The organism is Streptomyces sp. NBC_01298, assembly GCF_035978755.1.
Classification (GTDB): domain Bacteria; phylum Actinomycetota; class Actinomycetes; order Streptomycetales; family Streptomycetaceae; genus Streptomyces.
Map to the genome: position 1 here is coordinate 3,272,426 of NZ_CP108414.1, position 26,487 is coordinate 3,298,912.

General features: G+C 71.9%; 25 protein-coding genes and 2 tRNA genes. 10 read left to right on the forward strand and 17 right to left on the reverse strand.

Annotated elements, in window-relative coordinates:
* Positions 1-23: 23 nt before the first annotated feature.
* From OG730_RS14500 to OG730_RS14525, 6 genes are all read right to left on the reverse strand, one after another.
* Positions 24-1,292, reverse strand: a complete 1,269-nt coding sequence (locus OG730_RS14500; RefSeq protein ID WP_327304633.1) for an HD-GYP domain-containing protein — start codon at positions 1,290-1,292, stop codon at positions 24-26.
* Positions 1,289-2,959: an HD-GYP domain-containing protein gene (locus tag OG730_RS14505; protein ID WP_327304634.1), complete on the reverse strand. Its 1,671-nt coding sequence runs from the start codon at positions 2,957-2,959 to the stop codon at positions 1,289-1,291. The genes OG730_RS14500 and OG730_RS14505 overlap by 4 nt, the downstream gene beginning before the upstream one ends.
* Before the next feature lie 227 nt (positions 2,960-3,186).
* On the reverse strand, positions 3,187-3,528 hold the full coding sequence (gene rsrA, locus OG730_RS14510; protein ID WP_266881056.1) for a mycothiol system anti-sigma-R factor: 342 nt from the start codon (positions 3,526-3,528) through the stop codon (positions 3,187-3,189).
* On the reverse strand, positions 3,525-4,169 hold the full coding sequence (locus OG730_RS14515; protein ID WP_008741505.1) for a sigma-70 family RNA polymerase sigma factor: 645 nt from the start codon (positions 4,167-4,169) through the stop codon (positions 3,525-3,527). The genes rsrA and OG730_RS14515 overlap by 4 nt, the downstream gene beginning before the upstream one ends.
* Before the next feature lie 292 nt (positions 4,170-4,461).
* On the reverse strand, positions 4,462-5,124 hold the full coding sequence (locus OG730_RS14520; protein WP_327304635.1) for an alpha/beta hydrolase family protein: 663 nt from the start codon (positions 5,122-5,124) through the stop codon (positions 4,462-4,464).
* An 85-nt stretch (positions 5,125-5,209) separates the two neighbouring features.
* Positions 5,210-6,025: an SOS response-associated peptidase gene (locus tag OG730_RS14525; RefSeq protein ID WP_327304636.1), complete on the reverse strand. Its 816-nt coding sequence runs from the start codon at positions 6,023-6,025 to the stop codon at positions 5,210-5,212.
* Between the two features lie 53 nt (positions 6,026-6,078).
* Here OG730_RS14525 and OG730_RS14530 point away from each other — a divergent pair, with 53 nt between their 5' ends.
* From OG730_RS14530 to OG730_RS14545, 4 genes are all read left to right on the forward strand, one after another.
* Positions 6,079-6,792: a M50 family metallopeptidase gene (locus tag OG730_RS14530; protein WP_327304637.1), complete on the forward strand. Its 714-nt coding sequence runs from the start codon at positions 6,079-6,081 to the stop codon at positions 6,790-6,792.
* 140 nt (positions 6,793-6,932) lie between these two features.
* Positions 6,933-8,303 (forward strand): 3-phosphoshikimate 1-carboxyvinyltransferase, encoded by a 1,371-nt coding sequence (gene aroA, locus OG730_RS14535; RefSeq protein WP_327304638.1) that lies wholly within the window; start codon positions 6,933-6,935, stop codon positions 8,301-8,303.
* 8 nt (positions 8,304-8,311) lie between these two features.
* Positions 8,312-9,322 carry a ribosome small subunit-dependent GTPase A gene (rsgA, locus tag OG730_RS14540; RefSeq protein ID WP_327304639.1) on the forward strand — a complete coding sequence of 337 codons (1,011 nt, stop codon included), beginning with the start codon at positions 8,312-8,314 and terminating at the stop codon, positions 9,320-9,322.
* 152 nt (positions 9,323-9,474) lie between these two features.
* Positions 9,475-9,798 (forward strand): DMT family transporter, encoded by a 324-nt coding sequence (locus tag OG730_RS14545; RefSeq protein ID WP_112447780.1) that lies wholly within the window; start codon positions 9,475-9,477, stop codon positions 9,796-9,798.
* Here OG730_RS14545 and OG730_RS14550 read toward each other — a convergent pair.
* Positions 9,764-10,369 carry a TetR/AcrR family transcriptional regulator gene (locus tag OG730_RS14550; protein ID WP_327304640.1) on the reverse strand — a complete coding sequence of 202 codons (606 nt, stop codon included), beginning with the start codon at positions 10,367-10,369 and terminating at the stop codon, positions 9,764-9,766. The two genes, OG730_RS14545 and OG730_RS14550, sit on opposite strands and share 35 nt — an antisense overlap.
* Before the next feature lie 133 nt (positions 10,370-10,502).
* Between OG730_RS14550 and hisN the strand changes: the two genes are divergently transcribed.
* The gene (hisN, locus tag OG730_RS14555; protein WP_327304641.1) at positions 10,503-11,306 is read left to right on the forward strand and encodes a histidinol-phosphatase; all 804 of its coding nucleotides are present in this window, start codon (positions 10,503-10,505) and stop codon (positions 11,304-11,306) included.
* A 206-nt stretch (positions 11,307-11,512) separates the two neighbouring features.
* Positions 11,513-11,914: a CBS domain-containing protein gene (locus tag OG730_RS14560; protein ID WP_327304642.1), complete on the forward strand. Its 402-nt coding sequence runs from the start codon at positions 11,513-11,515 to the stop codon at positions 11,912-11,914.
* Between the two features lie 130 nt (positions 11,915-12,044).
* On the opposite strand, the gene OG730_RS14565 is transcribed toward OG730_RS14560, so the two are convergent.
* Positions 12,045-13,499 carry a catalase gene (locus tag OG730_RS14565; RefSeq protein ID WP_327304643.1) on the reverse strand — a complete coding sequence of 485 codons (1,455 nt, stop codon included), beginning with the start codon at positions 13,497-13,499 and terminating at the stop codon, positions 12,045-12,047.
* A gap of 148 nt (positions 13,500-13,647) precedes the next feature.
* On the opposite strand from OG730_RS14565, the gene OG730_RS14570 reads away from it, so the two are divergent.
* Complete coding sequence (locus OG730_RS14570; RefSeq protein ID WP_327304644.1) at positions 13,648-14,064, forward strand: Fur family transcriptional regulator; 417 nt, start codon at positions 13,648-13,650, stop codon at positions 14,062-14,064.
* A 130-nt stretch (positions 14,065-14,194) separates the two neighbouring features.
* On the opposite strand, the gene OG730_RS14575 is transcribed toward OG730_RS14570, so the two are convergent.
* From OG730_RS14575 to OG730_RS14590, 4 genes are all read right to left on the reverse strand, one after another.
* A tRNA-Met gene (locus OG730_RS14575) sits at positions 14,195-14,268 on the reverse strand.
* A gap of 59 nt (positions 14,269-14,327) precedes the next feature.
* The gene (locus OG730_RS14580; RefSeq protein WP_327304645.1) at positions 14,328-16,256 is read right to left on the reverse strand and encodes a tetratricopeptide repeat protein; all 1,929 of its coding nucleotides are present in this window, start codon (positions 16,254-16,256) and stop codon (positions 14,328-14,330) included.
* Positions 16,257-16,458: 202 nt separating this feature from the next.
* Positions 16,459-16,532, reverse strand: a tRNA-Met gene (locus tag OG730_RS14585).
* Positions 16,533-16,576: 44 nt separating this feature from the next.
* The gene (locus OG730_RS14590) at positions 16,577-19,498 is read right to left on the reverse strand and encodes a UPF0182 family membrane protein (protein ID WP_327304646.1); all 2,922 of its coding nucleotides are present in this window, start codon (positions 19,496-19,498) and stop codon (positions 16,577-16,579) included.
* A gap of 126 nt (positions 19,499-19,624) precedes the next feature.
* Between OG730_RS14590 and OG730_RS14595 the strand changes: the two genes are divergently transcribed.
* A complete protein-coding gene (locus tag OG730_RS14595) occupies positions 19,625-20,197 on the forward strand; it encodes a PPA1309 family protein (protein ID WP_327304647.1) in 573 nt (190 codons plus the stop codon).
* An 18-nt stretch (positions 20,198-20,215) separates the two neighbouring features.
* Here the strand turns inward: OG730_RS14595 and OG730_RS14600 are convergent, their stop codons facing one another.
* The 4 genes from OG730_RS14600 to OG730_RS14615 all read right to left on the reverse strand — a co-directional run bounded on the left by OG730_RS14600 (position 20,216) and on the right by OG730_RS14615 (position 23,507).
* Positions 20,216-21,307, reverse strand: coding sequence for a YlbL family protein (locus OG730_RS14600; protein ID WP_327304648.1), 1,092 nt, complete (start codon positions 21,305-21,307; stop codon positions 20,216-20,218).
* 70 nt (positions 21,308-21,377) lie between these two features.
* Positions 21,378-21,590 (reverse strand): hypothetical protein, encoded by a 213-nt coding sequence (locus tag OG730_RS14605; protein ID WP_327304649.1) that lies wholly within the window; start codon positions 21,588-21,590, stop codon positions 21,378-21,380.
* Positions 21,591-21,744: 154 nt separating this feature from the next.
* Positions 21,745-22,206: a molybdenum cofactor biosynthesis protein MoaE gene (locus tag OG730_RS14610; protein WP_327304650.1), complete on the reverse strand. Its 462-nt coding sequence runs from the start codon at positions 22,204-22,206 to the stop codon at positions 21,745-21,747.
* A gap of 137 nt (positions 22,207-22,343) precedes the next feature.
* Positions 22,344-23,507, reverse strand: coding sequence for an SDR family oxidoreductase (locus OG730_RS14615; protein WP_389435613.1), 1,164 nt, complete (start codon positions 23,505-23,507; stop codon positions 22,344-22,346).
* 206 nt (positions 23,508-23,713) lie between these two features.
* On the opposite strand from OG730_RS14615, the gene OG730_RS14620 reads away from it, so the two are divergent.
* Together OG730_RS14620 and OG730_RS14625 are read left to right on the forward strand one after the other, a co-directional pair.
* Positions 23,714-25,117 carry a zinc-dependent metalloprotease gene (locus OG730_RS14620; RefSeq protein WP_327304651.1) on the forward strand — a complete coding sequence of 468 codons (1,404 nt, stop codon included), beginning with the start codon at positions 23,714-23,716 and terminating at the stop codon, positions 25,115-25,117.
* Positions 25,114-25,638: an NUDIX hydrolase gene (locus OG730_RS14625; RefSeq protein ID WP_327304652.1), complete on the forward strand. Its 525-nt coding sequence runs from the start codon at positions 25,114-25,116 to the stop codon at positions 25,636-25,638. Before OG730_RS14620 ends, OG730_RS14625 begins: the two co-directional genes overlap by 4 nt.
* An 88-nt stretch (positions 25,639-25,726) precedes the next feature.
* On the opposite strand, the gene OG730_RS14630 is transcribed toward OG730_RS14625, so the two are convergent.
* Positions 25,727-26,482 (reverse strand): AIM24 family protein, encoded by a 756-nt coding sequence (locus OG730_RS14630; RefSeq protein WP_327304653.1) that lies wholly within the window; start codon positions 26,480-26,482, stop codon positions 25,727-25,729.
* Positions 26,483-26,487: the final 5 nt, after the last annotated feature.

The window sequence follows — 26,487 nt, forward strand, 5'->3', positions numbered from 1 at the left end:
GACGGCCGCTCATTACCCATGGGTTACCCAGGTGGGACGGGTACGACTCTGGCACGTCCGCCCCGGGCGAGCACCCTGGCGAGACATTCCACGATTTCCGGCTGATAGTCGTGCCCCGTCCCCAGGCGCAGCCGCTCCAGGGCCTCCAGTGAGCTGCCCGGGTGACGGGCGCCGCCGACGTGCCTGCTGAGGTCCTCGTACGCGTTGACCGCGCGCACGATCCGGGCGGCGACGGGCTGGTCACGGTACGGATCCGCCTGCAGCTCCACCACCACCGCGACCTCGGCCGGGACCCCCGTCTGGCGGGCCACCTCCCCGCCGAGCCCGGCGATCCGGCGGGCCTCGGCCTCGGGCAGCTCGGCGGTGGCCCCGGCCGGGACCGGGTCGACGAGGGAGAGCTGCCCGATGTCGTGCATCAGGGCGGCGTACTCCAGCACCGTGATCTCCCGCTCCGAGAGGCCCAGCTCCCGCCCCACGGCCACGCTGAGCGCGGCGACCCGGCGGGAGTGGCCCGGCCGGGTGTAGCCGGCGATCTCGGTGGCGCGGGCCAGGGAGGTGATGGTCTGGCGGTAGGTGGTGCGGATGGCGGTGATCCGGTGGAAGGACATCTGGGTCAGGAGCAGCGGCACGCTGAAGACGGGCACCGCCCACAGGCCGGCGACGGCGACCCCGAGGGCCATGACCACGCCCGTGGCGCAGATCGCGGAGCCGATGCCCAGCTGGGCGCGGAGCTCGTCGCGCAGCAGCGGGGCGAACGGCCAGCCGGTCCGGGCCCCGGCGAGGACGGCGCCGAGGACGGCGTCGCACAGGGCCGTGAGCCCGAGGACGAAGACCAGGAAGAGCACGAGGTACGGGCCCTGGCCGACCCGGTGCTCCAGCTGCCCCGAGTTGTAGAGCGGCTGGAAGCAGACGGCTGCGAAGGTGACGGTGAGGACGCGGCGGGCCAGGTGGTCGAGGGCCGGGCCGCGGCCCCGGGCGATGTGCGGGACGATCCCGAGCAGCGCGGCGGTGACCACCACGGCGACGATCTGCAGGACCCCGTGGTGGGTGGGGGATCCGGCGTTCTGCCCGAGCAGGGCGTACCCGAGCGCCCCCGCGGATCCGAGCGGCGCGGGCTGCTGGCGGGCGGCGTCGCCGCTGTCCCGGCGGGCGAGCTCGCCGATGGTGATCAGTGCGCCGAAGGCCAGGGCGATGCCCGGCTCGGTCAGCCCGTTCCACACGGTGTGCCCGACGGCGGCCACGGTCAGCACCCCGGCGGCCCCGCGCACGACGGCGACGGCCCAGCCCCTCACGCGTCCGCTCCCGCCGCGGGCGCGGCCGGGGAGCCGGGGGTTCCCGACGCCGCCTGGGCGGCGGCTCCGGGCTCGGCGGCGGGCCCGGGCACGCAGTGGCAGGGGTCCCCGAATCCGGCGGCGGGGGGCGGGTTCCCGGCCGGGCGGGCCTGGGGCGCGGCCCCGGCCGCGGCCGGGGCGGCCTGGGCGGGCAGTCCGGTCAGCGCCGCACCGGCGGGCACGGGCTCCCGTACGGCCCCCTGCGCTCCGGCCGCGGTGGCCTCGCCGGTGCCGGCCGGGATCACCTGGAGGTCGTCGTCCGAGGTCACCTTCGGATGCCAGCCCTGGCGGCCGATCGACTCGACCAGCGCCCGCACCATGTCCGGGTCGAACTGGGCCCCCGCACACCGCTCCAGCTCGGCGAGGGCGACCGGTACCGGCCGGGCCCTGCTGTACGAGCGGGTCGAGGTCATGGCGTCGAAGGCGTCGGCGACCGCCACGACCCGGGCGAGCACGGGAATCTGTTCCCCGGTCAGCCCGTACGGGTAGCCGGAGCCGTCCACCCGCTCGTGGTGGTGCAGGATCGCCGCGCGGGCCTCCCCCAGGAAGCCGATGCCGCGCACCATCTCGTGTCCGTACTCGGGGTGAAGTTCGATGATCCTGCGCTCTTCGGGAGTCAGCGGTCCGTCCTTGCGCAGCAGCCGGGTCGGGACGCCGAGCTTGCCCACGTCGTGCAGGATCCCGGCGATGCGGACGACCTCGAGGCGTTCCTCGCCCATGCCCAGTTCGCGGGCGATCATCGCCGAGGCCTGCCCGACCCGCTCGCTGTGGCCGCGCGTGTAGCGGTCCTTGATGTCGACGGCCTGGACCAGCGCCCGGATGGTGGCCTGGTGGGCGGCGCGCTCGCGGTGGTACTGGGCGAAGACCCAGCAGGAGATGTACATCGGCAGCAGGACGAGCAGTGCGGCCGGGAGCCCGTACGGGCTGCGCCACATGACGGCCATCATCAGCCCGGCGAGGCCGTGCACGCAGTGCGGGGCGAGGGACCGGGTCAGCAGGCCCCGCCAGGCGGTGGTGGCGGGGCGGCGTTCGGCGGCGGCCAGGATGCAGCCGTCGAGGGTGGTCAGCACCAGGCAGAAGACGACGGCCGCGGCGGCGGCGGGGAGCATCACGTACGGGAAGTCGGCGACCCAGGCGGCCGGTCCGGCCGCTCCGGCCGCTCCCGCCGCTCCGACCGCTCCCGCGGTCCCGTCCGGCCCCGGCGGACCGGTTGCGCCGAAGGAGCCCGCGCCCAGCGCCCCGGGTCCGCCCAGCAGGCCGTAGACCTGCCCGGCGGTCCAGGCGGCTATGGACTGCTGCGCTCCGTGCCAGACGCGCCGCACCCCCGCGGGCCGGGCCGTCACGGTCCCGGCGAGTCCGCCGGGCAGCGCGACGAGGGCCGCGGCGGCCGGCGGCAGGAGGAAGACGGCGGCGAGCACCACCGGGAAGAAGGAGCCGAGGCCCTCGGGCACCCGGCGGCCCATGAGCGGGCACACCTTGACGAGTTCGCAGCCGAGGTAGAGCACGGAGAGCAGGCCGATGGAGGGCCACGGGGTGGCGGAGCCGGTGACGGCCGGGGCGACGCACGCGCAGGCCGCCAGGACGGCGCACACGACGTAGGCGCGCGCCAACGGCGGAAGTACCCGCATGGCGCTCTCCTCCCCCTGAGCCGTGCAAGTCAGGTACGAATCAAACCAGTACCGAATGGGGAGAATAAGTGGGGCCGGGAGCGAGGTGGGCCACATTTTTGCATTGCGCCATGCGGACGCCCCCGGATTACCACCTTCGAGTGAAGGAAGTACCCATCCGGGGGCGGCCGTTCAAGATTGTTCAATCGGGTACTACTTCATCGGCGGACTTGGCCGATTTTCATCATTCAGCCCGTCGCTGATCCCGGCACCGGCTCGGCGGCGACGGCCGGCTCGGGCGGAGCAGCCGTGATGTCATGATCCGGCACGGCCTGACCCGAACGGATGAGCTCGATCCGTCCCATCACCTTCGAGCGCAGATCGGTCGGTACGTCATCCGATCCGCAGCAGCGCTTGACCAGCTTCTTCACGGCCTGTTCCAGGCCGTACTTCTCCAGACAGGGATTGCACTCGCCGAAGTGCGCCTCGAACTTCGTGCAGTCGCTGTCGGGCATCTCCTGGTCCAGGAACTCATAAAGGTGGTCCAGGACCTCGGAGCACTCCGTCTCGTGTGCGTCTCCGCAGCTCATGAGCCCGAGCCTTTCAGGTCGTTCGACTCTCCCGCGCCGGCCGGGACGAGCCCGCGCTCACGGGCGTAGTCCTCAAGCATTCCACGGAGTTGACGGCGGCCACGGTGCAGTCGCGACATGACCGTACCGATGGGTGTACCCATGATGTCCGCGATCTCCTTGTACGCAAAGCCCTCTACGTCGGCAAGATAGACCGCGATGCGGAACTCCTCCGGAATGGCCTGGAGCGCTTCCTTCACGTCGGAATCGGGCAGGTGATCGAGAGCCTGCGACTCGGCGGAACGCAAGCCCGTCGACATGTGCGACTCGGCGCGCGCAAGCTGCCAGTCCTCGATCTCCTCGGCCGCACTGCGCTGGGGTTCGCGCTGCTTCTTGCGGTACGAGTTGATGAAGGTGTTGGTCAGAATGCGGTACAGCCACGCCTTCAGGTTGGTGCCCTCGCGGAACTGGTGGAACGACGCGTATGCCTTCGCGTACGTCTCCTGGACCAGGTCCTCGGCGTCGGCCGGATTGCGCGTCATGCGCAGGGCGGCCGAGTACATCTGGTCGAGGTAGCCGAGGGCGTCCCTCTCGAAACGCGCATTGCGCTCCGGGGTCGTCTCCTCCGCGTGGCCTTCGTCGGTCCCAGCGACAGGACCCACCTCCTCCGACTGCGTGGCGACTCCGAAAGCGGACCCGCTCGAATCGGAGAATAGTCGACCTTCCCGGTCGCCCGCCGCCCGAACCGAACCGCGCTTGGGCGCGGGCAGCACTGTCCAGTCCAGGTCAGCGGCCTGCGGACGGTTCTGGCTGATGACCTGGGTCATGCGTTGCCTCTCCTCCGACGTCTTCCTGTGTGCGTACCGACATCCGGGACAACAGAAGGCCGCTGCGGCACATTCCCCGGCGGGGCGCGGTTTGCGGACCAAAGTCACCCCGGCGGCCGGACATAGGTCACACCGGCAGCCGGCCGAGCCACCCGGCCACCGCCCCGGTGATCACCGCCAGGGCCTCCTCCTGCGTGGGACCGGTCCGCTTCGGCACGGCGAACCCGTGGTCCCCGCCCTCCGCTTCCACCAGCTCGTACGAGGCTCCGCGCGCTCCCCGCGCCGGGAACTCCTCCGGCCGCCCGAAGGCGTCGCGGCCGCCCTGGACCACCAGCGCCGGCCGCCCGGCCCCCAGCAGCTCCTCGGCCCGGGACTTCTCGGGCCGGCCCGGCGGGTGCAGCGGGAAGGCCAGCGCGAGCACCCCGGCCGCGCCCAGCTCCGCGGCGGTCCGGCAGGCCACCCGGGCCCCCGCGCTGCGGCCACCCGCGACGACGGGCAGCCCGGGCTCCGCGAAGGCGGGCCACAGGGCGGTCCAGCCCGCGTCCAGCACCTTGGGCGCGGCGGCGACCTTCTTCCCGGCGACCCGCCAGGGCTGCTCGGCCAGCGCCACGGTGACCCCCAGGGCGGGCAGGGCGGCGGCCAGGGCCTGAAGGTCCCGGGCCTCGATCCCGCCGCCGGCTCCGTGGCCCAGGGCGAGCACCAGGCGGGCCTTGCCCGCCGCGGCCGGATGCCAGGTGATGCGGGCCGCGCCCGCCGGGGTGTCGATCGTCTCGGTGCGCGTGCTGCTCATGCCCCGATCATGCCGGTCCGCGGCGGCCGTCGGGGTGACGCCGGGTCCGGCCGGGGCGCCGGGTCCGGCCGGGGCGCCCGGGCCGTCAGAAGAGCGTGCCCTCCTCCGGCCCGTCCAGCTCCTCCAGCAGTTCGGGCCCGTTGTTGCGGACGTTGCTCGCGGCGGTGGACACCGGATAGGCGCGCATCAGCCCGCCGGGCGGCGGCGCCAGCAGGGCCTGGAGCTCGTCGGGGTCCGTGCGCGCCGGGTCCAGCCAGGCGTCCCACCGGTCCGGGGTGAGCATCAGGGGCATCCGGGGGTGGATGTCGGCGAGCGAGCGCGGGCCCTCGGCGGGGGCCACGCCGAGCGGGCCGGTCTCGGCCTCGGCGGTGATCACGGAGCAGGTGGCCCACCAGGCGAGCGGGTGCTCGCCGGGCAGGGTCGGGTCGCGCCAGAACTCGTATATCCCGGCCATGGCGAAGACGGAGCCGTCGGCGGGGAGGACGAAGTAGGGCTGCTTGCGCGCCCGCTTCTTCTTGCCCTCGACCTCGAGCTCCCGTTCGTCGTGGGCGGTGACCCACTCGTAGTAGCCGTCCGCCGGGACGATGCAGCGGCGCTGCGCGAAGGGGCGGCGGAAGGAGGGCTTCTCCGCGATGGTCTCGGACCGGGCGTTGATCATCCGGGCGGCGCCGTCGGGGTTCTGCGCCCAGGAAGGGACCAGCCCCCATTTCAGGACCCTCAGCTGGCGAACCGGACGCCTGCTCGGAGCGTCTTTCAGGGGACGGTCGAGGACGACGTGGACCTCTTTCGTCGGAGCCACGTTCCAGTCCGGAGCCAGCACCTCCTCCGGCTCCCACCGCTCCACCCCGAAGACCTCGGCCAGCTCCTCCGGCCCACGACTGGCCGCATACCTTCCGCACATGGCTGCCACACTGCCATGTCACCCGATCGCCACCGCAAGGAGTCCGCCACCTCATGAACACGAGCACCACGGCCGGCCTGTGGGACCGGCTCACCGGCATACAGGCGGCGCCCGACCAGTGGCTGGTGATCGCGACGGGGCTGGCGGCGCTCGTCGCGGTGGGCCCCCGGCCGGTGTGGCGGCTGTCGCGCAACGCCATCACCATCGCCCACGAGGGCGGTCACGGACTGCTGGCCCTGCTGACGGGCCGCAGCCTGGACGGGATCCGGCTGCACTCGGACACCAGCGGGGTGACCGTCAGCCGCGGCAAGCCCACCGGCCTCGGCATGGTCCTCACCGCCGCCGCCGGGTACACGGCGCCCTCCCTGCTCGGCCTCGGCGGGGCGGCCCTGCTCTCGGCGCACCGGATCACCCTGCTGCTGTGGGCGGCGACGGCCCTGCTGCTGGCGGTGCTGGTGATGATCCGCAACGCGTACGGGCTGCTGACGGTGCTGCTCACGGGCGCCACCTTCGTCCTGGTCTCCTGGCTGGCCCCGGCGGACGTGCAGGCGGTCTTCGCCTATGCCGTGGTGTGGTTCCTGCTCCTCGGCGGCGTCCGGCCGGTCTTCGAGCTGGGGGCCAAGCGCCGCGGCGGCGCGGCTCCGGACTCCGACGCGGACCAGCTCGGACGGCTCACCCACGTCCACCCGGTGGTGTGGCTGCTGCTCTTCCACGTGGTGGCGCTGTGCTCGCTCGTCGGCGGCGGCCGCTGGCTGCTCGCCCTCTGACCGGCCGCGGCCCGGCCCCGACCCGCCGCCGACCCACCGCCGACCCGCCCCGGACCGGCCCGGGCCGCCGGACGTCCGCCCGCCGAGACTCCCCCGGTGATCAAGATCTGCGGCCGTGGGAAGCCACTAAAGTGGTGGCCATGACCGAGACCCCCGCGCTCCCCGCCCTCTGGCCCGCCCCGCTCGCCGACACCGCCGTCCAGGCCACCGTCACCGTGCCCGGGTCCAAATCGGTCACCAACCGCGCCCTCGTGCTCGCCGCGCTCGCCTCCGAGCCGGGCTGGGTCCGCCGCCCGCTGCGTTCGCGCGACTCCCAGCTGATGTCCGACGCGCTGCGCGCGCTGGGCGTGGGCATCGAGGAGACGGTCTCCTCCAGCTCCTTCGGCTCCGCCGGCGAGGGCCAGGCCGGTGAGGCCTGGCGGATCATCCCGACCGCGCTGCACGGACCGGCCACGGTCGACGTCGGCAACGCGGGCACGGTCATGCGCTTCCTGCCGCCCGTCGCCACCCTCGCCTCCGGCGACATCCGCTTCGACGGCGACCCGCGCTCCTACGAGCGCCCCCTCGGCCAGGTCATCACGGCGCTGCGCACCCTCGGCGCCCGCATCGACGACGACGGCCGCGGGGCGCTGCCCCTGACCGTCCAGGGCGGCGGGGCCCTGGAAGGCGGAACCGTCGAGATCGACGCGAGCAACTCCTCGCAGTTCGTCTCCGCGCTGCTGCTCTCCGCCCCGCGCTTCAACCAGGGCGTCGAGGTCCGGCACGTGGGCACCAACCTGCCGTCCATGCCGCACATCCGGATGACGGTGGAGATGCTGCGCGCGGCGGGCGCGCAGGTCGACACCCCCGAGTCCGGCGGCGAGAAGAACGTCTGGCGGGTCGCCCCCGGCGCCCTGCTCGGCCGCGACCTGGTCGTGGAGCCGGACCTGTCCAACGCGCAGCCCTTCATGGCGGCGGCCCTGATCACCGGCGGCACGGTCACCATCCCCGACTGGCCGCGCCGCACCACCCAGCCCGGTGACGCGCTGCGCCGGATCTTCACGGAGATGGGCGGCTCCTGTGAGCTGACGGACGCGGGCCTGGTCTTCACCGGCACCGGCAAGATCCACGGCATCGACGTGGACCTGAGCGAGGTCGGGGAGCTCACCCCGGGCATCGCGGCGGTCGCGGCGCTGGCCGACTCGGAGTCCGTGCTGCGCGGGGTCGCGCACCTGCGGCTGCACGAGACGGACCGGCTGGCGGCGCTCACCAAGGAGATCAACGGCCTCGGCGGCGATGTCACCGAGACCGCGGACGGTCTGCGGATCCGGCCGCGCACGCTGCGCGGCGGCACGTTCCACACGTACGACGACCACCGGATGGCCACGGCCGGCGCGGTGATCGGCCTGGCGGTGGAGGGCGTGCTCATCGAGAACGTGGGGACGACCGCGAAGACCCTGCCGGACTTCCCGCGGATGTGGGCGGACATGCTCGCCCGGGCCGACGCGGCTCCGGCAGGCGTGGGAGCGTAGGGCCCGCCATGCGCAGGTACAACAAGAACACCGACGAGGACGACATCCGCCAGCGGCCCAACCCCAAGGGCAACCGGCCGCGTACGACGATCCGCCCCAAGCACGAGGACGCGGCCGAGGGCATGGTCCTGACCGTGGACCGCGGCCGGCTCACCTGCCTGGTCGGGGACCGTCCGGTGCACGCGATGAAGGCCCGCGAGCTGGGCCGCAAGGCGGCGGTGGTCGGGGACCGGGTCTGGATCGTCGGTGACCTGTCCGGCAAGAAGGACACCCTCGCCCGCATCGTGCGGATCGAGGCGCGCAAGTCCGTCCTGCGGCGCACGGCCGACGACGACGATCCGTACGAGCGCGTCGTCGTGGCCAACGCCGACCAGCTGGCCATCGTGACGGCGCTGGCCGATCCGGAACCGCGCCCCCGGATGATCGACCGCTGCCTGGTGGCCGCGTACGACGCCGGGCTGGAACCGCTGCTGGTGCTCACGAAGTCCGACCTGACCTCCGCGGACAAGATCCTGGAGATCTACTCGACCTTCGGCCTGAACTACGTGGTCACCAACCGCGAGGAGCTGGCGACGGGCGATGCGGCCGAACGGGTGCGCGAGCGCCTGAACGGCCGGATCACCGCCTTCGTCGGCCACTCGGGCGTCGGCAAGACCACGCTGGTGAACTCGCTGGTCGCCGAGGGCCGCCAGCGCGCGACCGGCGTCGTCAACTCGGTGACCGGCCGCGGCCGGCACACCACCACCTCCGCGCTCGCGCTGCCGCTGCCGGGCGGGGACGGCTGGGTCATCGACACCCCGGGCGTACGGTCCTTCGGCCTGCACCACGTGGACCCGTCCCGGGTCATCCTGGCCTTCCCGGAGCTGGTGCCGGGGACGGAGGGGTGCCCGCGCGCGTGCAGCCACGACGAACCGGACTGCGCGCTCGACAAGTGGGTGGAGGACGGCCACGCGGATCCGGCGCGGCTGTACTCGCTGCGGCGGCTGCTGGAGACGCGCGAGCGGCGCGAGGGCGACTGACCGGGCGGGCGCCGACCGGGCGGGCGCCTAATCGAAGGGGTGAAGGACCGGCGGGGTTTGCCGCCCCCGATGTCTGGTAAATGCATAATCGCACCAAGTGACGCCCGGGCCCGGCCCGTGAGCGCGTCACATGACGCGGGGAGGCATACGCCATGGCGTGGCTGCTGGTCGTGGTCGCCGGGATCCTGGAAACGGGGTTCGCGGTCTGCCTCAAGCTGTCGCACGGCTTCACCCGGCTGTGGCCGACCATCGCCTTCGCGTGCTTCGCGCTCGGCAGCTTCGGTCTGCTGACGCTGGCCCTGAAGAAGCTGGACGTGGGACCGGCCTACGCGGTGTGGACCGGCATCGGGGCGGCCGGTACGGCGATCTACGGGATGGTCTTCCTCGGGGACCTGGTCTCCACCCTCAAGCTCGTCTCGATCTCGCTGGTGATCCTCGGCGTCATCGGGCTTCAGCTCTCGGGCTCGTCCCACTGAGCAGCCGCAGCAGCCCCGCCCGGTCCGCCCCCGGCGGCTCGGCCGGGGCGATCAGGTAGGACAGCGCGAGCCGCACGGCGAGCTCGCACCGCCGGGCTCCTTCTTCGGCCCTCCGATCCGCGTCCCCCTCCCGCACGCCGAACACGGCGCGGGCCCGCTCGCGGACCCCGCGGATCAGCTCGTCGGGCCCCAGCGCGGGCAGCCCCGGCCGGACCCCGCGGCCGGCCGGGACGGGTAAGTTGCCGTTCCAGCACCCCGTCAGCAGGGCCCGTACGAGGGGGCGCTCGCGGCCCGCGCGCACGGTCCACTCCGCGACCGCCGCCACCCTCTCGCCCGGAACGCCCATAACGCCCGGGGCGGACAGGGCCCGGTCCACGCCGTCGAGGTACCAGGCCGCGTCGCGCCGGACCAGGGCGTGGCCCAGGCCCGTCTTGCCCGCGAACTCGTTGTAGAGGGTCTGCCGCGAGACCCCGGCGGCGGCGGCCACGTCGATCATCCGCACGGCCGGCCACGGGCGCGCCGCGAGCGCCGCTCCCGCCGCTTCGAGCAAGGACTCCCGGGCCGTGGGCACCGTCGCCTCCCCTGTGACACCTCCGGTCGACGTCTCCGCCAGAGTTGACGGACCGACAGATCCTGTCAAGGGTGCAGGTGTCGCACCGTGGACGCCCGCCCCGCCGTCCCGGCCGCCTCGGTAGGGTTCTGGCATGCCCGAGTATGACGATGACCTGCGCCTTGCCCTCGAACTCGCCGACGCGGCGGACGCCGCCACGATGGAGCGGTTCCGCGCCCTCGACCTGAAGGTCGAGACCAAGCCCGACATGACCCCGGTGAGCGAGGCCGACACCGCCACCGAGGAGATCATCCGGGCCGGGATCGCCGCCGCGCGGCCCTCCGACGCCATCCTGGGCGAGGAGTACGGCCTCAAGGGCGACGGCCCGCGCCGCTGGGTCGTGGACCCGATCGACGGTACGAAGAACTACGTGCGCGGCGTTCCGGTGTGGGCGACGCTGATCTCCCTCATGGAGGAGCAGGCCGACGGCGCCTTCCGTCCCGTCGTCGGCGTGGTGTCCGCGCCGGCGCTGGGCCGCCGCTGGTGGGCGGCGCGCGGCCGGGGCGCCTACGCGGGGGGCGCGCTCGGCGCGACCACCGCGCTCGGCGTCTCCAAGGTCGCCACCCTCGGCGACGCCTCCTTCGCCTACTCCTCGCTGAGCGGCTGGGAGGAGCAGGGGCGACTGCCCGGCTTCCTGGACCTGACCCGCGCGTGCTGGCGTACGCGGGGCTACGGCGATTTCTGGCCGTACATGATGGTCGCCGAGGGCTCGCTCGACCTGTGCGCCGAGCCGGAGCTGAACCTGTGGGACATGGCGGCCCTGGCGGTCGTGGTGGAGGAGGCCGGCGGCCGCTTCACCTCGCTCGACGGGGTGGACGGCGTGCACGGCGGCAACGCGGCAGCCTCGAACGGGCTGCTGCACACGGAGATGCTCGACCTGCTGCGCCCCCGCGGCTGACGTCCGCGCGACGGGCGCGCGCCGCCGCGGCGGTGGCCTGCGCCCGTACGTGCCGAATGTGCCCCTTACGCGCCTCCTTGCTGACACTCCGTGTGCGTGGGAATCTGAGACTCCTCCGCTTGTGCGCTTGTGAAGGGCTTCTCTAAGTGCGGCCCTTCGCGCGCACCCACCCAAGCGGGGGGACTCACCAGGAGGTGGCTCTCTTCATGCTCGTCCGCGACGCCATGAGCACCGTGATCCTCACCCTCGGCCCCACTCACACCCTGCGGCAGGCGGCCTGCCTGATGTCCGGCCGGCGCGTCGGCGCCGCCGTGGTCCTCGATCCCGAACACAGCGGCATCGGCATCCTGACCGAGCGCGACATCCTCAACTCGATCGGCGCGGGCCACGATCCCGACCGGGAGTCCGTGGGCGCGCACACCACCAACAACGTGGTCTTCTGCACCCCGGACGCCACCGTGCAGGAAGCCGCCGAGGCGATGGCCCACGGCGGCTTCCGTCATCTGATCGTCCTGGAGCACGGCGGCCCGGTGGGCATCGTGTCCGTACGCGATGTCATCCGCTGCTGGGCCCCGAGCCGACGCCGCACGGCCGCGCTGGCGAGCTGAAAGCCGGGAGGGCCGGACCCCCTGACGGGAATCCGGCCCTCCTGTTTCGGCGAGCGACCATCAATGGAGATGCCCCTACGGCGAGCAACCACTTCCGCGAGAGCGGCGGCGGTTCAGCCGCAAAGGGGTGTCAGGCGCGGAGGGCCTGGACCGCGGCCTCGAGACGCTTGCCGAAGTCACCGTCCGCCTGGCGGAAGTTGTTGATCGCACGCTCGACGATGTCGTCGCGGGAGACCTTGGCGATGAAGCCGGAGAGGTTCTCGACCAGACGGGTCTTCTCGTCCTCCGAGTACAGGCGGTAGAGGTTGCCCGCCTGGACGAAGTCGTTGTCCTCGGAGTGCGAGGGCGCGGCGTGGTTGCCCGTGCCGCCGGTGACGGCGGAGGAGACCCACAGCGGACGGTCCGTCTGGTGCGGGCCGCCGAAGCTGTTCGGCTCGTAGTTCTTGGCGCCCGCGTGGCGGCCGTCGTACAGGTAGCCGTCGCGGGAGTTGGTGCGCGCCTCGGTGGCGTGCGGGCGGTTCACCGGCAGGTGGTCGGCGTTGATGCCGACGCGGTAGCGGTGGGCGTCGCCGTAGCCGAAGAGACGGCCCTGGAGCATCTTGTCCGGGGACGGACCGATGCCGGGAACGAAGTGCGCCGGGGAGAAGATCGACTGCTCGACCTCGGCGAAGACGTTCTCCGGGTTGCGGTTGAGCTCCAGCTTGCCGATCTCGATCAGCGGGTAGTCCGCGTGCGGCCACACCTTGGTGAGGTCGAACGGGTTGAAGCGGTACCCGGCCGCCTCGGCCGCCGGCATGATCTGGACCTGCACGGTCCAGGACGGGAAGTCCCCGCGCTCGATCGACTCGCGCAGGTCGCGCTGGTGCGAGTCGGGGTCCTCACCGGCGAGCTGGTTGGCCTCGGCCTGGGTGAGGTTCTTGATGCCCTGGTCGGTCTTGAAGTGGTACTTGACCCAGAAGACCTCGCCGGCCTCGTTGTTCCACTGGAACGTGTGCGAGCCGAAGCCGTTCATGTGGCGGTAGGACGCCGGGATGCCGCGGTCACCGAACAGCCAGGTCACCTGGTGGGTGGACTCGGGCGACAGACCCCAGAAGTCCCAGACGTTGTCCGCCTCCTGCGAGCCCGTGTACGGGTCGCGCTTCTGGGTGTGGATGAAGTCGGGGAACTTGATGGCGTCCTTGATGAAGAACACCGGGGTGTTGTTGCCGACGAGGTCGTAGTTGCCCTCTTCGGTGTAGAACTTCAGCGCCCAGCCGCGGGGGTCGCGCACGGCGTCGGCGGAGCCGAGGTTGCCGGCGACGGTGGAGAAGCGCAGGAAGGTTTCCGTCTCCTTGCCGACCTCGGACAGGAACTTCGCCCGCGTCCACTGCGAGACGTCGCGGGTCAGCGTGAACGTGCCGTAGGCACCGGCGCCACGGGCGTGCACCACGCGCTCCGGGATGCGCTCGCGGTTGAAGTGCGCGAGCTTCTCCAGCAGCAGCTGGTCCTGAACCAGAACGGGGCCGCCGATGCCGGCGGTCTCGCTGTTCTGGTTGTCAGCTACCGGAGCTCCGGCCTCCGTGGTGAGCGGTCCCTGCGTCGTCACTATGCGCCTCCTGCGTAAATTTGCTGCAAACCTGTCCTGCGCCCTAACGTAACCGATCCTACGATGGACTTTGTCTAAGTCAAGTAAGCATCCAAGTCCACACACGTTCGGGAGTTACATCGAATCCCCTCGCTGTTAGGCTGCGTACATGAGTGACCTGCTGGAACGACTTCGCGGACGCGGATGGCGCATGACCGCACAGCGGCGCGTCGTGGCCGAGGTGCTCGACGGTGACCACGTTCACCTGACGGCCGACGAGGTGCACGCGCGCGCCGTGGACCGGCTGCCGGAGATCTCCCGCGCGACCGTCTACAACACGCTGGGCGAGCTCGTCACCCTGGGCGAGGTCCTGGAGGTGTCCACGGACCGGCGCGCCAAGCGGTACGACCCGAACGCCCACCGCCCCCACCAGCACCTGGTGTGCGCGCGGTGCGGGGCGATCCGGGACGTGCACCCGGCGGGCAACCCGCTGGCCGACCTGCCGGACACGGAGCGCTTCGGCTTCACGGTGTCGACGGTCGAGGTCACGTACCGCGGCGTGTGCCCCAACTGCGCCGGGGCCTGACGGACGAAGACACGAGAAGGGGCCGGGAGCTCATCGAGCTCCCGGCCCTTTCGTTCTCCCTTCGCTCCTGTTTGCCTTCAGGAACGACCGAAGGCCCGGATCCAGGGGATCCGGGCCTTCGGTTCTTCAGTAGCGGGGACAGGATTTGAACCTGCGACCTCTGGGTTATGAGCCCAGCGAGCTACCGAGCTGCTCCACCCCGCGTCGGTAAACCTGACTCTACGGGAGTACGGCGAGCAGATGCAAATCGGTTAACCGGGGGTCTACGCGGATAGCTCCTCGGCAAGCGCCTCGCGCAGTCGGGCCGCCCGCTCGGAGACCTCCGCGGGGCCCAGTTCCATGGCGCGCACGCACCACTTCTGGCCCTCCGTCAGGTCTCCCTGCCGGGCCGCGAGCAGGCCCAGCCGCAGCGCCGCCCGCCCGTGACCGGCCACCGCCGCCCGGGTCCACCACAGCGCCGCCTCGGGCTCGTTGCCCTCGCGGGCCAGCAGCAGCCCCAGGTTGAAGGCGCCGTTGCGCGAGCCGGCCTCCGCCGCCTCCCGGTACCACCGCGCCGCGGCCCCCAGCTCGCCCCGCGCGGCGGCCAGCATGCCGACCCGGACCTGCGCACGCCGGTGCCCCAGCTCGGCGGCCCGCTCGTACCACTCCTCGCTCTCGGTGCGCGCGGCTCCGCCCACCGGCTCGCCCAGCGCCACCGGCTCCGGCGGCGGTGCCAGCGACTCCAGCAGCGCGGCCAGCCGGAAGGCGGCCTCCGCGCTGCCGCCGCCGGCCGCGCAGCGCAGGTGCCGCTCCGCCGCCCGCTCCTCGCCGTCGCGGACCAGCGCGATGCCGACCTGGAGCGCCGCGTCGGTGTGTCCCGCCGAGGCCGCCCGCTCGTACCACTTCAGGGCCGTGCGGTCCTCGTCCCGGCTGGCGAACAGGATGCCGAGGTTGAAGGCGGCGTCCACGCTCCCCGCCTCCGCGGCCTTCGAGAACCACGGCTCGGCGCCCTCCGCGTCACCGCCCTGCAGCAGCAGGATGGCCAGCGCGTTGGCCGCCTCCCGGTGTCCCGCGTACGCCGCGCGCCGGTACCACTGCTCGGCCGGTCCGGTCCGCTCCTGGGCGGCGCAGAGCAGCGCGAGGTTGTACGCCCCGTTCTGGTCACCCGCGTCCATCGCGGCCCGGTACCACTTCTCCGCCGTCTGGGTCTCGCCGCGCGCGGCGTGCAGGGCGCCGAGCGCGTTCGCCGCGTTGCCGTCGCCGTCCTGCGCGGCGCGCAGCCACCAGGTGGCCGCGTTCTCCTCGTCACCGGCGTCGCGCAGCAGGAAGCCGAGGGCGCAGGCCGCCCGCGCCTCGCCCTGCTTGGCGGAGGTCAGGTACCAGCGCCCGGCCTCCTTCAGCTCCCCGCGCGCCTCCAGCAGCGCGCCCAGGTGCAGCCCGGCGCGCCGGTGGCCGCGCGCGGCGGCCTGCCGGTACCACTGCTCGGCCTCGGCCGGGTCGCCCTTGCGCAGGTGCCGGGCCAGCCGGTACGCGGCCTCGCGGTGCCCCTGCTCCGCGGCGGCCCGGAACCAGCGCTCGACGCCCTTGTCCCCGCGGTGCTCCAGCAGGTCGGCGAGGCCGTAGGCCCCCAGCGCATGGCCGGATTCCGCCGCCTGGCGCATCCAGTACTCGGCGGCGGGCTCGTCGCCCCGCTCGCGGTAGTGGCGGCCCAGGGCGTGCGCGGCGGGAGCGGATCCGGCCACGGCGGCCACCCGCCACCAGCCGGCGGCCTCTTCGGGGTAGCCGCGCTGGTGCAGCAGCACGCCCAGGTTGTTGGCGGCCGCGCGGTCGCCCGCGCCGGTCGCCCCGCGCAGGTACGGCTCGGCTCCCGCGAGGTCGCCCCGGCGCAGCAGGAGGGCGCCCAGTACGCTCATCGCGCCCGGGTCCCCCTTGTCGGCGGCGACCCGGTGCCGGGCCTCCAGCGCGGCGTCGCCGGCCGCGTCGGTCAGCCCGAAGACCGCGTCGTCGAACAGCGCATCGACTGATACGTCTGACACGACTGACACGTCCGGCGTGGTCGGCGCCGCGGCCGTGGTCCGTACTGCCCGCGTGGTCATCGCGGTCCGCACGTCAACGGCCTGAGCCGCCCCATCGGCCTCCGCATCCGATTCGGAGTCCGCCCTCACAAACCGCCCTGTCTCCAGCAGAGTTGACCTGTCCCCCATAAATCCCATCGTCGCATCACCTGCTACCCGCGTACACCTGGTATGTCGCAGTCAGTGAGGTCACTACAGCGTTTTGTCGACTTGCCCACAGAGAGACAAGTCAAACACGCTCACACCCCAACTCACCCACCCCAGTGACCCCGAGTCGGCGAAAAACTCGATCGGGCATGACGAAGGCCCGGATCCATCGGATCCGGGCCTTCGTCTTCAGTAGCGGGGACAGGATTTGAACCTGCGACCTCTGGGTTATGAGCCCAGCGAGCTACCGAGCTGCTCCACCCCGCGTCGGTAAACCAACAGTAGCACGACGCGGGGTGGAACCATTACCGCTACCCGGAGGGTGTGGGCGTCGCCGCGGGCGGCGTCACCTTCGCCTCGGCCTCGATCGCCCGCTTCAGGGCGGCCTGCAGATCGCTCTGGGCCTTTCCGTACGCCGCCCAGTCGCCGGCCTTCAGCGCCTTGTCGGCGGCGTCGACCGCCTTCTGCGCATCGGCGAGGGCCGCCTTGACCGTCGGGTCCTGGCTGGTCGGCGGCGGGGTGGTGGTCCCGTCGCCCGGCGGAGTGGTCGTGCCGTCACCCGGGGGCGGGGTCGCCGACTCGGCCCCGAACACCACGTTCAGCGCCTTCTCCAGCGTGTCCTCGAAGGCCGTCTGGTCCCCGTAGGTCACCAGGACCTTCTTCAGCAGCGGGTACTTGAGGCCGCCGCCGCGCACGTACACCGGCTCGACGTAGAGCATTCCCTTGTCGAGCGGGACCGTGAGCAGGTTGCCGTACTCCACCTGGGAATCGCCCCGGCTCAGGATGTTGATCTCCTGGGCGATCTCCGGCTTGGAGTTGAATCTCGCCTGGACGAGCTTCGGCCCGTCCACCGGGTTCTGCGTGGGCAGCTTCAGCAACTGGATCTTGCCGTAGTCCGCGGTGGTGGGATCGGCGTTGACCGCCATGAAGGCGCTCAGGTTGTCCCTGCCGTTCGGCGTGAGCGTCGTGGTGAGCGAGAAGGCCTGGTTGGGATCCTTCTGGCCCGGCATCTTCATGGAGAGGTAGTACGGCGGAACGGCCGTCCCCTCCTTGATGGTCGGGTCGTCCGGGACCGCCCAGACCTCACTGCCGCTGAGGAAGGTCTGCGGGTCCGTGACGTGGTACCGGGTCAGCAGCTCGCGCTGGACCTTGAAGAGGTCCTGCGGGTAGCGCAGGTGCTCCATCAGGGCCGGCGCGATGTCCTTCTTGTCCTTCACCGTGCCGGGGAACGCCTTCATCCAGGTCTTGAGGACCGGGTCCTTGGTGTCCCACTGGTACAGCTTCACCGTGCCGTCGTAGGCGTCGACGGTGGCCTTCACGGAGTTGCGGATGTAGTTGACCTGGTTCTCCTGCGCCACCACGGCGCGCTGGGAGTTGGTCAGCGAGTCCGCCGTGCTGTCCCCGAGCTGCGTGCGGGACGCGTACGGGTAGCCGTTGGTCGTGGTGTAGGCGTCCACGATCCACTGGACGCGGCCGTCGATCACCGCCGGGTAGACGGCTCCGTCGATGGTCAGCCACGGGGCGACCGCCTCGACCCGCTCCTTGGGCGTGCGGTTGTAGAGGATCTTCGAACCGTCGCCGATGGCGCCGGAGTAGAGGATCTGGGGCTCGCTGAAGGCCAGGGCGTACGCGGCACGGTTGACCGGGTTGCTCAGGCTCACCCCGCTGTCGCCCTTGTAGGTGGTCTCCTTCTCGCCCGAGTCGTTGGCGTAGTCGAGCTCCTTCTGCGGTCCGCCGACGATCGAGTACTGCTTCGTCTGCTCGCCGTAGTAGATCCGCTGCTCGTACTCGCCGAGGTCGCCCGCCGCGGGCAGGCCCGACTCGGTGAACAGCGGCTCGCCGTTCGCGGTCACCTCGGTGCCCTTGGCCGCGACCACACCGAATCCGTGGGTGTAACGGAAGTGGTCGTTGATCCAGTTGTTCTTCGGGATGCCCGCGAGGTTGATCTCACGGAGCCCGATGACCGTGTCCTGGCCCTTGTACCGGTCGACCGCCAGCGTGGCCGGGAAACCGTAGTAGCCCTTGTTCTGCTGGAGCTGCTGGAAGGCCGGGGACACGATGTTCGGGTCGAGCAGGCGGATGCTCGCCGTGGTGTTGGCCTCCTGGCGGAGCACCTTCTTGTCCGCCTTGGGGTCCGGCAGGCCCGGGTAGTCCTTGACGGAGGCGTCGGCGACCCCGTAGGCGTCGCGCGTCGCCTTGATGTTCTTCTGGACGTACGGGGATTCCTTGGCCTGCTCGTTCGGCTGGACCTGGAACTTCTGCACGATCGCCGGGTACAGCCCGCCGATCAGGATCGCCGAGAGCACCATCAGGCCGAAGCCGATGACCGGGAGCTGCCAGGTGCGGCGCCACAGCGTCGCGAAGAACAGCACCGCGCAGATCGCGGCGATGGCGACCAGGATCGTCTTGGCCGGCAGGTACGCGTTGGCGTCGACGTAGCGCAGGCCGGTCCAGTTGTCCGCGGCCTTGAAGTCGCTGGACTTCACCGCGAGGCCGTACCGGTCGAGCCAGTACGCGACCGCCTTGAGCGTGACGAAGAGGCCGAGCAGCACCGACAGGTGGCCGGTGGCCGCGGCGGTGGCCCGCGCACCCGGGCTGGTGACGCGCAGTCCCCCGTAGAGGTAGTGCACGACGGCGGCGGCGATCACCGAGAGCACGACCGCGGCGAAGCCGAAGCCGAGCAGGAAGCGGTACCAGGGCAGGTCGAAGGTGTAGAACGACACGTCCAGGTTGAACTGGGGGTCCTTCGTGCCGAAGGGCACCCCGTTCACGTACATCAGCCAGGTCTTCCACTGGCCCGCCGCCGAGGCGCCCGCGATCAGGCCGACCAGCGCGGAGATGCCGAGCAGCAGCCACTTGCGGAACGGCGCGACGGTCATCCGGTAGCGGTCGAGGCTCTGCTGCTCCATCGACATCGCGCTGAGCGGCGGCCGCAGCCGGTGGGCCAGCCAGATGTTCAGCCCGACGGCACCGGCCATGAGGAGGCCGAAGACGGCGAAGAGGCCGACCTTGGTCCACAGGGTGGTGGTGAAGACGGTGGAGTAGTTGACGGAGCGGAACCAGAGCCAGTCCGTCCAGAAGCCGGCGAACATGATGAACGCCATGGCCAGGACGGCAAGCACGCCCAAGGTCATCAGAAGAGTCCGGGCGCGCCGGGACGGGCGGCCGACTCTCATCCGTGGCCCGGAGGGGCCTCCGCCGCGGTCCGGCATCTGGAAAGCCAAGGTGCGCACCTCGAAAGTCGCTGTGTGTAAGTGATGCGATGAGTTTTCAAAGCATGGGCCCCCGATCGTAGAACCCACTCATGCAACTTACTGAGGCTTTAGTCAGTTCCCGGTATCCGGTGGAAAGGAGGCAGGATGTTGCCCATGTCCAACCTTTCGCCGTCCCCCGGCACCCCTATGGCGGCAAGCCCGCTGACCCGTGCCGTCCTCGAAATCGACGAGTACGCCTCCACCCTCGGCTGGGACAAGCCCGCCCGGCTCTTCGCCCTGGTCGACACCGCCAGGCTGCGCAAGGAGGCGCCGGGCGTCGCCCGCCAGCTCGGCCTCGACCAGGACGACACGGGCAAGAACCAGCTCACCCCGATCGAGCAGGACGAGGTACCGGCCGGGACCCCGCTGGACAAGTTCCTGGGAACCATCGCCTGGCCCCCGTCGATCCTGGGCTGCGCCCTGACCGTGGAGCGGCTGATGCTGCCGCCGTCGGCGGAGTCCTCCGTACCGGAGGGTCTCACCGACAAGCAGCTCACCCAGTGGGTCGCCACCCACCCGGAGCGCCAGGAGGTCCGGCTGACCGTGGGCGTCCTGCGCGACGGGTCGCGGGAGTCGGCCGTACGGCTGCGGGACAAGGACTCGGCGAACGAGGTGCTGACCGGCGCGACGCTGGTGCCGGGTCTCGCCGAGGCGCTGGCCGCGACCTTCCTCGACTGAGGCCGTGACGGGGGACGGTCAGGGCTTGGCGCCGCACTGCGTCAGCCCGGCCGTGTCCCCCTTGCCGATCTTCTCCAGCGCCTTCACGGCGTCGTCGATGGTGGAGACCTTCACGAGCGTCAGTCCGTCGGGCACGTCGCCCGCGGCGGCGGCGCAGTTCTCGGCGGGGGTCAGGAAGTACTGGGCGCCGGCCTGGCGGGCGCCGATGGTCTTCATCTGGATGCCGCCGATCGGGCCGACCTTGCCCGCGTCGTCGATGGTGCCGGTGCCCGCGACGAACTTGCCGCCGGTCAGGTTCTCCGGGGTGAGCTTGTCGACGATGCCGAGCGCGAACATCAGGCCGGCACTGGGGCCGCCGACGTCGGCGAGCTTGATGTCGATGGTGAACGGGAAGGTGTGGTCGGTCCCGGCCCGGATGCCGACGACGGCGTGACCGTCGCCCTCCGCCTTGCCGGCGATGATCGTGACCTTCGTGGTGCCGGTGGGCTCGCGGTGCGCCTTCTCTGCCTCGGCTGCCTCGGCGGCGGGCACGATGGTGAACACGACCGGCTCGCCGGGCTTGTGCTTGGTGACCAGCTTGGCCACGTCCTCCGGGGCCTTGACGGGGGTGCCGTCCACGGCCTTGATGACGTCCCCGGCGTGCAGCTTGCCCTCGGAGGGGCTGTCCTTGACCACGGACGCGACGATCACGCGGGCGGCGACCGGGATGCCGAGCTGCTTGAGGGCGGCCACCTTGGCGCTCTCCTGCGACTGGCTGAACTCCTCGGCGTTCTCCTGCGTGGACTCCTGCTCGGTCTTGCCGTCCGGGTACAGGTTCTCGTGCGGTACGACGATGTTGTCGCCCGACGCCCAGCCGTACACGGCCTCCAGCAGGTTCATGTCGTAGTCCGCACTGGTGACGCGGACCGTCGTCATGTTCAGGTGCCCGGTGGTCGGGTACGTCTTGTGCCCCGAGATGTTCAGGACGGGCTCGCCGTGCGAGTCCCCGAGCGTGTTCACGGTCGGGCCCGGACTCATCTCGGAGTACGGGGCCTTCATGAACACTCCCGCGCAGAGCAGCGCGAAGAGCATGAGGGTGGAGGCGAGCATCGTCGCAGTGCGGCGTGGCATGGATCGACAGTACGTGACGGCCCTGACGAGCGGCCCCCGGGGCCGGTCCGTACGGGGGCCCGCCGCCGCGTCAGACGGAGTCGACGGTGTCCTTCTTGCGCTGCGCGTCCGCGCCCGCCTTCGCCGCGCCCGGTTCGTTCTGGCCCATGGCCTCGCGGAACCGCGCGTAGCCCGCGAGCTCGGATATGTCGCCGGCCGTGCGGTCGCGCGCCGCCCAGCTGCCCCATATCGCCGCACCGATCGCGGCGAACAGCGGAATCAGCAACCACGCCAAAGACGCCATGGGCGTGTCTCCCTACCCCGAGTTACATGTTGTTGGTGGCTTCAACGCTGCTGCCCGGGAGGGGGTTACGCAAATCGAGGGCGTGTTGCGCGTCCGAACGGGGCAAGCCCCATCCTTCACGGCCGCCCCACGGGCCGGCCCGCCGGCCCCCGCCTCAGCAGGCGCCGACCCACTCCTCCGTGCCGTCCGAGAAGGTCTGGTGCTTCCAGATCGGGACCTCGTGCTTGAGGTCGTCGATCAGCATGCGGGCGGCCTCGAAGGCCTCGCCGCGGTGCGGGCAGGAGACGGCGACGATCACCGCGATGTCGCCGACGGCCAGGTCGCCGATGCGGTGGACGGCGGCGAGGGCGCGGACCGGGTACTTCTCCACGACCCGCTCGGCGACGCGGCGCATCTCCGCCTCGGCCGAGGGGTGGCAGGAGTAGCCGAGCTGGTCGACGTCCGCCCCGCTGTCGTGGTCGCGCACCGTGCCGACGAAGAGCGTCGTGCCGCCCGTCGCGTCGTCGCCGACGGCCTGGAAGACCTCGTCGATCGAGAGCGGGGTCTCACGGATTTCGAGCAGCCGGATCGGGTCCGGAGCGGCGTGCTCGCCGGGGTGGTCGAAGTGCGGTGCCATACCTTCCATCGTGCCCTAGCCGCCGACCCGGCGGAATAGCAGTTTCACCAGGGCCCCACCGGCCCCCTTGGGAGCCTCCTACAGGAACCCGCCGGCCACGGGAGGGCGGCCCGGGCCGGAGGGCCGCCCGGGCCCCGTCAGATGCCCCGGCGCCGGCGGGCGGCGCGGATCGCCGCGGCGGCGCCCAGCAGCGCGACCGTCGCACCCGCGGCGCCGGCCGCCGTGGCGTCCTTGCGGCCCAGTCGGCGCCCCGCGACGGTGTGCCGGCCCGCGACCTCCTGGAGCAGCTCCGCCAGCACCTCCTCGTTGGTCCAGCGCGGCCGCCACCCCGCCGCGTGCAGCCCGCTGACGCTGACCACCCACGGGTGCATCGTGTACGCCAGGTCCCCCGCGGGGGACGGGGTGAGGCCGATGCGGTGCAGCCTGGCCGCCGCGCCCAGGGCCACGGCGGAGGGGAGCTCCATGCGGCGGATGCCGCTCAGCTCCTCGACCTCCTCCTGTTCGAGCCAGCCCTCGCAGCCGACGGCCAGCTCTCCTTCGACCTTCTCCAGGGCCGCGTACTCCAGCGCGCTGACCAGGTCCTCGACGTGGCAGAACTGCCAGGTCGGGCGGGAGCCCGCCACCACCAGCAGGCGCGGGGACTCGAAGTAGCGGGTCAGCGCGGTGTCCGTGCCGCCGACCAGGACCGCGGGGCGGATCACGGTGACGTTCAGGCCGGGGTGCGCGCGCGGCGCCCGGCGGCCCAGCCGCTCGATCTCCAGCAGGTCGCCGACGCCGGTCGCCTCGGCGGTGGCGCGCAGCTCGGCGTCCTCGGACAGGGGGATGTCGTTGTCCGGCAGGGCCCCGTAGACCATGGCCGAGGTGCAGAGCACGACCCGGTGCACTCCGGCCGCGGCGGCGGCGGTGAGCACGGTCTGGGTCCCCCGCACGTTGTACGCCGTACGGGCCGCCGGGTCCGTCTCCAGGTCGAGGTCGAGGGCCAGGTGCACCACGACGTCCGCGCCGCGCAGCTTCTCCGCGATCGCGGGGTCCCGTACGTCCAGGAGGTGCCACTGCGCGTCGGCGCACTCCCCGCGCCGCTCGTCGATCGCGACGACCTGCTTGACCTCCTCGGACGCGGCCAGCCTCGTCACCAGGGCCGCCCCGACTCCCGAGGCGGCGCCGGTCACGGCGATCACGGGGCCTCGGCGCGCGGAACCGCCCGGGTTTCGCGTGCGGCGAACGCCCTGGGCGTCCTCGCCGTGCTCAGGGCGGTTTTCCGGGCCCTGCTCGTCCAAAGCGTGCGGATCTGGGGAACTCACCAGGCGTCTCCAGCGGTTGTCTTCAGTAGGGACGCGCCGTAACGCGCACCCACCAGTCGATGTCCATCCTGCCGCAGCCCAGGAGTCAGCGGAGCACCGAGCCCGGAAGCGGGTCTGGTGTCTACGCTGGGTGGTGTTGTCGAAGCACTGTTGTCGAACCATTGCCCGCCGGCTCCCGCCGGCGGCCCTACGAGCCGAGGAAACCCGTGAGCGACACCCCATTCGGATTCGGCCTTCCGCCCGAGGAGCCGGACAACGGCGACGAGGGCAAGAAGAAGGGCAACCAGGGCGGTCAGGGCGGCCCGACTCCGTTCGGGTTCGGCACGGGCCTGCCCGGCGGCTCCGGCGGTCCGGGCGACGCCGACAACCCCTTCGCCGCGATGTTCGGCTCCATGAACCCGAACGACCTCGGCGCCGCCTTCCAGCAGCTCGGCCAGATGCTGAGCTACGAGGGCGGTCCGGTCAACTGGGACATGGCCAAGGACATCGCCCGCCAGACCGTGGCGCAGGGCACCTCGGACGGGGTCAAGGACGCCAGCGTGGGCCTCGCCGAGAAGTCGGCGGTCGAGGAGGCCGTGCGCCTCGCCGACCACTGGCTCGACGACGTCACCTCGCTGCCGTCGGGCGCCGCCACGGCCGTGGCGTGGAGCCGCGCCGAATGGGTCGAGGCGACCCTGCCGGTGTGGAAGGAGCTCGTGGACCCGGTCGCCGAGCGCGTCGGCGCGGCCATGGGCGGCGTCCTGCCCGAGGAGATGCAGGCCATGGCGGGCCCGCTGCTCGGCATGATGCGCTCCATGGGCGGGGCCATGTTCGGCCAGCAGATCGGCCAGGCCGTGGGCACCCTCGCGGGTGAGGTCGTGGGCTCGACCGACGTCGGGCTGCCGCTGGGCCCGGCCGGGAAGGCGGCCCTGCTGCCGCTGAACATCGAGAGCTTCGGCAAGGACCTGGGCGTCTCCTCCGACGAGGTGCGGCTGTACCTGGCCCTGCGCGAGGCCGCCCACGCGCGGCTCTTCGCGCACGTGCCGTGGCTGCGCTCGCACCTCTTCGGCGCGGTCGAGGGGTACGCGCGGGGCATCAAGGTCGACACCTCGAAGCTGGAGGACGTGGTCGGCCAGCTCGACCCGTCGAATCCGGAGCAGCTGCAGGAGGCCCTCCAGGGCGGCATGTTCCAGCCGCAGGACACCCCCGAGCAGAAGGCCGCGCTGGCCCGTCTGGAGACGGCGCTCGCACTGGTCGAGGGCTGGGTGGACGCGGTCGTGCACGAGGCCGCCAAGCCCCGGCTGACCTCGGCCGACGCCATGCGCGAGACCATGCGCCGGCGGCGCGCCTCGGGCGGCCCGGCGGAGCAGACCTTCGCGACGCTGATCGGGCTGGAGCTGCGGCCTCGCCGGCTGCGCGACGCCTCCCGGCTGTGGGCCTCGCTCACGGACGCCCGTGGTGTGGACGGTCGTGACGGGCTGTGGGAGCACCCGGACATGCTGCCGACCGCTTCCGACCTGGACGACCCGGACGGGTTCGTGCACCGCGAGCAGCTGGACTTCTCCGAGATCGACAAGATGCTGGGCGAGGCCGCCCAGAAGCGCGAGCAGGACGGCGACGACAAGAAGTGACCCTGTACGACGACACGGTGCTGGTCCTGAAGTCCTACGAGGACCAGCCCGAGCTGCGCGACCTGTACCTGGAGCACCTGGCCGCCCACCCGGACGGGGTCTACAAGCCCTGCCGGGCGGGGCACATCACCGGCAGCGCGCTGGTGATCGACCCGGAGCGCGAGCGCGTCCTGCTGACCCTGCACAAGAAGCTCGGCATGTGGCTCCAGATGGGCGGCCACTGCGAGCCCGGTGACACGAGCATCGCCGGGGCCGCGCTGCGCGAGGCCGTGGAGGAGTCGGGCATCGCGGAGGGACTGACCCTGGTGCCCGGCGGCCCGGTGCGGCTGGACCGGCACCCGATCCCGGCTCCGTGCAACTGGCACCTGGACGTGCAGTACGCCGTGCTGGCGCCCGCCGGTGCCCTCGAGGCGATCAGCGACGAGTCGCTGGACCTGCGCTGGTTCCCGTACGCCCAGGTGGCGGAGGTGGCCGACACCTCGGTGGTGCGGCTGCTGGAGGCGACCCTGGCGCGGCTCTAGCCGGCCGGACACGGGAAGGGGCGGCCCCGCCGATGCGGGGCCGCCCCTTCCGTCCGTGCGTACGCGGACGTCGCCGTCCGGACCCGGATCAGTTCCAGGCGTTGTTCTGGTTCTGCGCGTGGGCGCCGTGCTGGCCCATGCCGAACTGCGCGGCCGCGCCCTGCCCGATCTGGGCGTTCTGCGGCGGGAGCGCCTCGCTGGGCTGGACCAGGGCGAAACCGGTGCCGAGGAAGCTCAGCTCCCAGCCCTCACCCGTGTTGCCGCGCCGCCGCCACACGCCGGTGGAGTGCGTCTGGGCCTGCATCTGCACGCGCAGCGAGGTGGACCAGGCGACGATGGCGTCCGCGTCGGCGTTGACGTACTTGTCGGGCGTGACCTGCATCATCAGCGGCTGCCCGGAGGTCATCAGCGCGACCTTGCCGCGGCCGGTGATGTTGAGCTGGTACTTGCCGGAGCCGGAGATCCCGTACTGGCTGTCCACCGCGATGGCCTCGGTGTGCAGGGTGGAGTCCAGGGCCAGCACGTAGCTGCTGTCGACCGTGAGGCCTTCCTGGTCCACGTCCACGACGTGGACGTACTGCGCCAGGTTGGCCAGGTAGACCGTGCCCTGTCCGGAGCAGCGCATCAGGTCGAGGCCCTCACCGGTGCGGGCGCGGGCATTGCGCTGGGTGGTGCTCTGGTACTCGCCGTCGAAGTCGATGATCCCCTGGTAGGCGACCATCGCGCCCTTGCGGGCGAGCACGTCGTCGGAGCCGGTCAGCGAGACCCGCAGCAGCTGCGGGTTCTGGACGGCGTACCGCTCCTGGGTCTGCGCCTCGGCGTGGGCGAAAAGTGAGCTCTGCATGGTGT